This is a genomic window from Pseudovibrio sp. Ad5, from assembly GCF_001623095.1.
GTDB lineage: Bacteria > Pseudomonadota > Alphaproteobacteria > Rhizobiales > Stappiaceae > Pseudovibrio.
In genome coordinates, this window is sequence record NZ_LMCH01000065.1 from 420,592 (window position 1) to 429,075 (window position 8,484).

General features: G+C 53.9%; 6 protein-coding genes. 2 read left to right on the top strand and 4 right to left on the bottom strand.

Annotated features, from left to right (window positions below; translation table 11 throughout):
* Positions 1-110: 110 nt before the first annotated feature.
* Both PsAD5_RS25025 and PsAD5_RS25030 read right to left on the bottom strand, forming a co-directional pair.
* Positions 111-917, bottom strand: coding sequence for an enoyl-CoA hydratase/isomerase family protein (locus PsAD5_RS25025; protein ID WP_063294081.1), 807 nt, complete (start codon positions 915-917; stop codon positions 111-113).
* Positions 917-2,749: an acyclic terpene utilization AtuA family protein gene (locus PsAD5_RS25030; protein WP_063294082.1), complete on the bottom strand. Its 1,833-nt coding sequence runs from the start codon at positions 2,747-2,749 to the stop codon at positions 917-919. The genes PsAD5_RS25025 and PsAD5_RS25030 overlap by 1 nt, the downstream gene beginning before the upstream one ends.
* Positions 2,750-2,850: 101 nt before the next feature.
* Between PsAD5_RS25030 and PsAD5_RS25035 the strand changes: the two genes are divergently transcribed.
* Complete coding sequence (locus tag PsAD5_RS25035) at positions 2,851-3,495, top strand: TetR/AcrR family transcriptional regulator (RefSeq protein WP_063294083.1); 645 nt, start codon at positions 2,851-2,853, stop codon at positions 3,493-3,495.
* Between the two features lie 198 nt (positions 3,496-3,693).
* A complete protein-coding gene (locus tag PsAD5_RS25040) occupies positions 3,694-6,033 on the top strand; it encodes a heavy metal translocating P-type ATPase (RefSeq protein WP_063294084.1) in 2,340 nt (779 codons plus the stop codon).
* Here the strand turns inward: PsAD5_RS25040 and PsAD5_RS25045 are convergent.
* Positions 6,030-6,722, bottom strand: a complete 693-nt coding sequence (locus PsAD5_RS25045) for a nitroreductase family protein (RefSeq protein ID WP_057461220.1) — start codon at positions 6,720-6,722, stop codon at positions 6,030-6,032. The genes PsAD5_RS25040 and PsAD5_RS25045 overlap by 4 nt on opposite strands.
* 169 nt (positions 6,723-6,891) lie before the next feature.
* Positions 6,892-7,284 carry a cupin domain-containing protein gene (locus PsAD5_RS25050; RefSeq protein WP_063294085.1) on the bottom strand — a complete coding sequence of 131 codons (393 nt, stop codon included), beginning with the start codon at positions 7,282-7,284 and terminating at the stop codon, positions 6,892-6,894.
* Positions 7,285-8,484 lie beyond the last annotated feature (1,200 nt).

The following is an 8,484-nucleotide window of genomic DNA, read 5'->3' on the forward strand; positions in this document are numbered from 1 at the left end:
CATTATAGTCAGCTCATACGAATATGAGCATACCCTGCATTTCTTCTTCCTTCACCGCATTCGAACATCTGTTATCGGGTAAACGCATACCCCAGAATTTAAGGGGTCACCTAAGGAGCCCAGGAAGGTTTGCGTTTTTGTAAAAACGACTTCACACCTTCCTGTCCCTCTTCCCCAACGATAGCTCTTGCAAAATGAGCCGCCGCGCTCTGGCGCAACTCTTCCTGTTCAAGGAAAAGCGTCTCCTCAACCACCTGTTTGGTGGCCGCAACAGCATCTGGCGCACAAGCCAGAACTTGCTGTTTCAGGTCCGCTTCTGCTATCTCAAGCGCTGCCTGATCTGCAACAGCTTCATCGACCAGACCGATATCAAAGGCCTCGACACCGGTCAATTTGCTCCCCAACACGAGCATTTTCTTGGCTTTCTGGTAGCCCAGACGTTTGGTCACGTACTGAGCAATCTGAGCAGGCGGCAAGCCAATCCGCGTCTCAGTAAAAGCAAATTTGGCGTCTTGCGTTGCGACCACAAAGTCGCAGGCACTGGCCATACCAAGGCCACCAGCCATGGCGGCCCCCTCCACCAAAGCAATGGTCACTTGCGGCTGATTGGCGATCATTCCAAAAAACGCTGCAGCTTCCAGACTGATCTTTTGCGCAATCGCCTCGGCCTCATCACCACCAGCCATGATCTGCTGGAAGGACTTCAGATCACCACCAGCACAGAACACACCGCCAGCACCAGTGAACGTGATGCCACGCACGCTGCAATCGTCCTGCACATCCCGCAGAACTCTGGAGATTTCAGCAATCACCTCGCCTGTCAGCGGATTGCGCTTCTCGGGCTGGTTCAAAGTGATGGTCATCCAACCATCTTTTTGAGCCACAAGAACGGCAGAAGTTGTTGAAGCATCACTCATCACATCACCTCCTGCGCAATGGACTGCGGAACCGGAACACTCTGTGTCAGCAAGATCTGGCTGTACGCCTTTGCTTGCGGGTCCAACCGCAAGCTGGCAATGCCACCGCCGCCAAGCACATCATCAATCAGGAAATTCAGCGCATGACAGCCCGGCAGATAGAAACGGGCAACTTTGCCCGGATTGAAATGCGCAAAGGTCTGCGCAACAGCCTCTTCACTCAGGGCAGCTGCAATCCACGGCAACCACTCCGCCTTCCGCGCAATGACGCCAATGTTCGCTTTATCGCCTTTGTCACCACTACGCGCATAAGCCAGCTTGATCAGCGGAACATCAATCAGCACATCATCAGACGTAACGGCTTGTGGAATCTCGGCACTCTCAGCTGCCGCTGCCACACCTGTCGCAATCACAGGCTCAAACGGAACAGGCGCTCCTTCCAGAGAAACCTGAGGCGAAACCGCCGACTGCTCAACAAGGAACGAAAACAACCGCACAACAGGCGACGGCTTAGGCCGACCACCGTTAAACGTTGTCATCCCCGGAGCAACAGAAAGGCCCAATCCAGTCAGCTCACGCAACAACAAACCAGCAGCACGCTGGTCCACATGCCGAGCGGCAATCTTCAGGACAACCTCCTCATAGGTGCCCCGGCTCACAGAAGCCGCTCCAACCTGAGATCCTGCCCCCACAATCTCAACGGACACCTCTTGATAGCCGGGCGCACCAAGCTTTTTCATCACCGTCTCAGCGCGGCTAAGCGCAAGGTCAGCAAACACCTGCGCCTTCTCACCAGCATCAAAGCCCACATAGGGGATCATCAATCCAATGCGAAACCCATCCGCCCAGGTTGCTGAAACTTTCAGGCTCTCAGGCGCTGAACGCCCTTTTGCGCCGGAAACATGCACACAATCCGCTGCTTTCGCCTCAACCTTCACCTGGGAGAAGTCACAGGTCACATCAGGAAGCAAATACGCCTGCGGATCACCAATCTCATAGATCATCTGCTCAGCAACAGTACCAACACTCACAAGCCCGCCACTGCCATCCGGTTTACTCAGGTCACAGCTGCCATCTTCATAAACTGTCGCAATCGGATAACCGATCTTCTTCACATCCGGCACATCCCGCCAGTCCGTAAAGTTGCCGCCAGTAACCTGCGTCCCACACTCCAGCAAATGCCCAACAAGGCTCCCTGCGGAAAGGCGGTCATAATCCGCCCAGTCCCAGCCAAAGGCATGTGCGCATGCAGCAAGGGTCAACGCACTGTCAGCACACCGGCCTGTAATGACGATATCGGCACCAGCATCCAGAGCAGCAACAACAGGCTGCGCACCAAGGTAAGCATTGATGGAGGCAACTTTCTCAGACTTCGGGAAGGCCTCATGAGAGAACATCTCTGTCACACCAGTGGCCTGATACGTTCCAGCCTCCGCCAGCAGATCATCACCAGTGACAACAGCGACCTTCAGATCCAGCTTCTGCGCAGCAATCAATTCGCGGATCTTGGCAGCGCAGCTCTCTGGATTAACACCACCAGCATTACTGAGAATTTTCGTCTTGGACGCGGCAATAGTCTTCAGGTTCAAGCCAAGCACCTGCTCAACAAAATCCGTCGCATATCCAAGATCAGGAGACTTCTGACGCGCCCTTGCCATGATGGAAAGAGTGATCTCTGCCAGATAGTCGTAAACAATGTAATCGAGCCCTCCAGCGCGCAACAACTGCCCGGTTGACGCACTAGAGTCACCCCAAAAGCCGCAAGCCCCCCCAATGCGAATTGGCTGCTTACGTTTACTAGAGCTTTGATTTTCCGTGGTTTTCATGGTCATTTTAACGGAAACCTCTTTTACATACCAAACGTACGGTATATACTAGTTCCCAATACGTCAAGTGTTTCAGAGAAAACCCCTTCCTAAGGCTAAGGTTCATCATGGTAAGCAAGTTGGACAAGAAGAAGCAGCGCGGTGAAAACACACGCAAAGCCCTCATTAAGTCGACCATCGATTGCCTCGACCGGCTCGGCTATGCAGAAACCTCAATCAATCGCGTGCTGGAAGGCGTTGACGTCAGTCGCGGTGCCCTGATGCACCACTTCCCTTCCAAGGAAGATTTGGTGATTGGAACCGTCGACTTCCTGCTCTCAAGAATTTTGCGCCACTACCAACAGGAAAGCCCAAACTCTTTCCCCTTCGCACAGGTAACGCATTCTGGTAACGGGACACTCGCCGACGCACTCGTAACCTATTGGAAAAACATCATCGACACACCAGAAGGGCGCGCCTTCTCTGAAATCATCATGGCAACCCGCACGGACAAGGCATTGTCCCTGCGCATCTCCCCCAAACTGGAAGACTGGAACGAGCAGCTCAATCAGTTCTTTCTGCCACCGGGTTTAGATAAACAGGCCATTGAAGACGTAACTCTGACCCTCCTCATCTGGCGCTCTTTCATCCGCGGCATGATTTTCCAGCAGGAGTTCCACAGCGACCCGGATTACATCGAAAAGATCATCCGCAAGTTCGCCATGATCATGGAACCACATCTGAAGCTGGCTCAAACGCAGAGCGGCACATAACAAATGAGAGCCAGATCGCTGACCTTGGCCGCCAGACAAATGCTCTTGGCAACTTGACCCAAATGCCCTCATTTCCATTAAGTTCTGCCTAGTGATACTGCCAAGTCCCACGGGGCTTTAATCCTTTAAGGCACTGCAAAGGCATATGATCTGCGCTGGTAGAACGCGCGCGCGCTGGATCAGGGAGCCTTATGACCGATGGACGAGGCATCAAACACACCACAACCCAATACCACCTCCCCTACGGAGCAGGATCCGGTCTGCGGCATGTCCGTAACAGTCACAGCCGACACCCTCTCAGCTGATTTTTCAGGAAAGCCCTACCACTTCTGCTCTCCCAAGTGCTTCAATAAGTTCGACAGCGATCCCTATTATTACGCCTCGGGTAACAGCAAAAAGCAGCAGGACACACAGGCGCAGGATATCGATTACACCTGCCCCATGCATCCGGAGATCGTCAAGAAAGGCCCCGGCGAATGCCCTATCTGTGGCATGGCACTGGAGCCAGTGACAGTCACCAGCAATGACGAACCCAGCCACGAACTGGTCGACTTCACCAGACGCTTCTGGCTCAGCGCAATCCTCTCAGTTCCCCTGCTCGCCATCACCATGGGCCCCTTCATCGGCCTCCCGTTCCGCGAATGGATCGGAGAACCCACAGCCATCTATGTTGAATTTGTCCTCGCAACACCTGTTGTTCTGTGGGCAGGCACTCCATTGTTCGAGCGCGGCGTCAAATCCATCACCACATGGAACCTCAACATGTGGACGCTCATCACCCTGGGCGTCGGTGCCGCCTATCTTTACTCTCTGGTGGCAACATTCCTGCCCGGCCTGTTCCCCCCAAGCATCCGCGCTGCCACAGGCCATCCGCCGGTCTATTACGAAGCCTCGGCTGTCATCCTTGCTCTGATCTTCATGGGACAAGTGCTGGAAATGCGAGCCCGTGAGCGCACGGGTGATGCCATCCGTGCTCTGCTTGACCTTGCTCCTAAAACCGCCCGCCGCGTGCTGGAAGACGGCACAGAATATGACGCCTCCCTCGAGAACATCATGACGGGCGACAAGCTCCGTGTCCGCCCTGGAGAGGCAGTCCCTGTCGACTCTCGCGTCATCGATGGTCAATCCTATCTGGATGAAAGCATGATCACCGGCGAACCCATCGCCCTTGAGAAAAACGTCGGAGACACGGTCACAGGTGGAACACTCAACAAAAACGGAACGCTGATCATTGAGGCAACAAACGTCGGCGCGGATACCATGCTCTCTAAGATCGTCACCATGGTCTCCTCTGCCCAACGCTCACGCGCGCCCATTCAGGGCATGGCAGATAAAGTCTCGTCCTACTTCGTCCCCACCGTGGTCAGCATCTCCATTCTCTCATTCTTCATCTGGTTGCTCATCGGCCCGGCACCATCCCTGTCTTACGCCGTCATCGTCGCCGTATCAGTGCTCATCATCGCCTGCCCGTGCGCCCTCGGCCTTGCCACGCCCATGTCCATCATGACTGCCAGTGGTCGGGGTGCACAGGCAGGCGTGCTCATCAAAGATGCCACCGCACTGGAGCTCATGTCCAAAGTCGATACGCTCATTGTCGACAAGACAGGAACCATCACAGAAGGCAAACCGACCGTCACCTCAATCCAGTCTTTCTCTAAGGGTTACACCGAGGATCAACTCCTCCACATCGCGGCCTCCATCGAAAAAGGCTCCGAGCACCCGCTGGCGGAAGCAATCGTCCATGCTGCCTCAGCCAGAAAAATGTCGCTGTCCAACTCAGATGATTTTGAAGCCCACACCGGAAAAGGCGTCAGCGCGAAGGTAGAAGGCAAGCGCTACGCCATCGGCAACCCGGTCGTCTTCAACCTCACCGATAAGATCTCTGAGGATATGAAGCAAAAGCACCAAGCTTTGAGTGCTGCAGGCAACACCAGCATCTATATGTCAAATGAGCAAGACATCATCGGCTTGATCGCCATCTCCGACCCGATCAAAGAAAACGCAGCCGAGGCCATCCAGCAACTGCATGAGGCCGGTATCAAAGTCGTCATGGCAACCGGAGACAATGCCTTAACAGCCAAAGCCGTCGCCAACTCTGTCGGTATTGATGAGTTCAAGGCAGAAGCCTTGCCAGAAGACAAGAAGACACTGGTCGATCAGCTCCATGCATCCGGAGCAATGGTTGCCATGGCAGGCGACGGCGTCAACGACGCACCCGCCCTTGCTTCTGCCGATGTAGGGCTGGCAATGGGAACGGGCGCAGACGTCGCTGTTGAAAGCGCGGGCATCACATTGCTGAATGGCGATCTCACAGGCATTGTGCGTGCCCGCAAGCTCGCCATCGGGTCGTTGCGCAACATCCGCCAGAACCTGTTTCTGGCGTTCGTCTACAACTCCGCAGGTGTCCCCATCGCAGCAGGCATTCTCTACCCCTTCACCGGAGCGCTGCTCTCACCCATGATTGCAGCGCTGGCCATGAGCCTGTCATCCTTCTGCGTGGTGATGAACTCCTTGCGTCTAAAAAACCTGAAGCTCTAATCCGCTACAGTCAGGATTTCAGAAAGAGGCTTCTTCAGCTTCGCCACAGCAGGCACCTTGGCATCTTCAGCCGGGTGGCCAACTGCAATGATCATGATTGGCTTTTCAGAGTCAGGGCGATCCAGCATGCCATTCAAAAATTTCATCGGGTTGGGCGTATGGGTCAGCGAAACCAGCCCTGCATGGTGCAGCGCCGTCAGCAGAAAACCGCAAGCAATGCCAGTGCTTTCAGGCACATAGTAGTTTTTGTAGCGCGTCCCGTCTTCAAACTGCCCCCAACGCTGTGCAAACACAACAATCAGCCACGGCGCGTCTTCCAAGTGGGGCTTGTCGTCATTAGTGCCAATTGGCTCAAGCGCTTTGATCCACTCATCACCCGCACCGCCGTCATAAAACCGGCGCTCTTCTTCCTCCGCACCATCCCGAATACGCTTCTTAAACTCAGGTTGAGAGATCGCCACGAAATGCCAGGGCTGATGGTTCGCACCAGATGGAGCCGTACCAGCCGTGCGAATGCACTCTTCAATAACCTCTCGGGCAACAGGACGATTTGAAAAATCCCGAACCGTATGGCGACGCTTCATCTTGTCATAAAAGCCTTTCACAGCTTCAAGCATCTGCTCATCGCTCAGGTCCAGACGATCCGGCAAATCCACTGGCTCATAGGTAATGTGTTCTTTGGCAAACATCCTGTTCCCCCGCTTTTCAGGTATTCTTTTGCTTTCCCTCACAAGCCAAACCGACGACAGCCTCCCAGCGTCCGACAGCCCATGTAAGGTCTCAGCGAAAACTAACGGAAGAATACGGCTAAATCTATTGAACTTGCCTCCAGAAAGCTGAACCGGCCTCTAAAAGCCATCACAACGATCCATCCGGCACCCAACGGCGAGATACCTCCGTGCTGTTCTCATAACTGGCCTCAAAGATTGGCGCAGCCAACGTCGCCCGCACATGCAGCGTTCCCTCACCCACATTACAAAACCCATGCAAACGCCCGGCAGGGATCAGGACACTCTGATTACTTGTCGCAACATACCGCTCATCCCCGCAAGTGATTTCCGCAGTCCCGCCAATCACCTCCAAAAGCTCCTCCACCGCATGCAGGTGCAACGGAGCCCCGCTTCCGGGCTCACACCACTGATCGAAAATACAAAGCTGATGAGCACCATTCACAGCAGAGACCCTCATCCGCGTCACCACCCCACCCCGCCACTCTTCCAGTTCCTGCGCATTATGATCAATAAGAGTCATCACAAACTTCCCTTCCTGACAGAAAGACAATCAAAAGCTCACTCTATCTGACAAGTACGAAGAACTCAGAAACTGCAGTATGTAAGGATAATCACATCAGTTGCCGTGAACACGTTTCAGGAAGGTTCCATGTTATCACTGTACATGTGAGGAGTTCGCAAGCTGATAGGGTTGAGCTGCATTGTTGTTAAGTAACTGCACTTGGCACTCAATGAGCGCAAATCACTTATCCCCGACGTGCATTAAGCCCGGTATCAGCGACATCATTTGAGGTAGGGGGATAGATTATTTCTATCCCCTTTCACGGCTTGAGTGCTGAGCTGAATGTTTGCCCGAGTTATCCCACCAATCGCAATCCATTGCAGTCCCACTGCCAATCTTACTTCACCAGCTGGCGAGACACAGCAACGCAGTCTCGACTTTGGTAACGCAAACAAACGCACGTAGGAACGCAAAGCCACTACAACTACCTTTAAGACCAATCAAATTGCATAAAGACAGCCGTAGCAAATACCGCCAACGAACGCAGATAGGAGCGCACCGTCGTTCCGGCGACGTGGTGCAGTTACGGATTCAATCCCACCGATTACATCCTGATGCACAACTGGCCCCGTATTACCTTCGCAAGTGCAGCAGGCGTGGAGGCACAATACGAGTGCAAATGCCAGCGAACGCAGATAGCCTCGCAAAGTCATCCCAGTTGCGGTTTAGCTCAATCACACAGCACACAGCACCAGCTCATAAATACCGCGGCTTGATCGCCTGTGTTAGTCGCTCTTGAGGTCTAAGGCTCGCCCTTCCCACAGGCTCACTCCCCTTCTCTTTGGGATGCACGGAGGGTAGCTCATGTCTCATAACAGCACCGCGAGGCTATGCGTTTCCATCCCTTGAGGTCGTTGCTTTGGTTTCGCTGAGGCCAACTGTTGGCTGGATATTCAGGGATAAGAGAGTGCTTTGGTGCTGGCGGTTTGGAGTCTAGCTCGCAGTGTTTTCAGCCCTCTCATTCAGGACGGCCTAGTTCTAAAACGACAAAAAGCCCCCATGCATTATGCATTGGGGGCTTTTTGTCTGATATGTTTGTTCTGTTTTATTTTGTAGAGATTTGTCGGTGTGTATTATTCATGCCCGGCGGCGCCCTACTCTCCCGCGTCTTAAGACGAAGTACCATTGGCGCAGGGGCGTTTCACTTCCGAGTTCCAG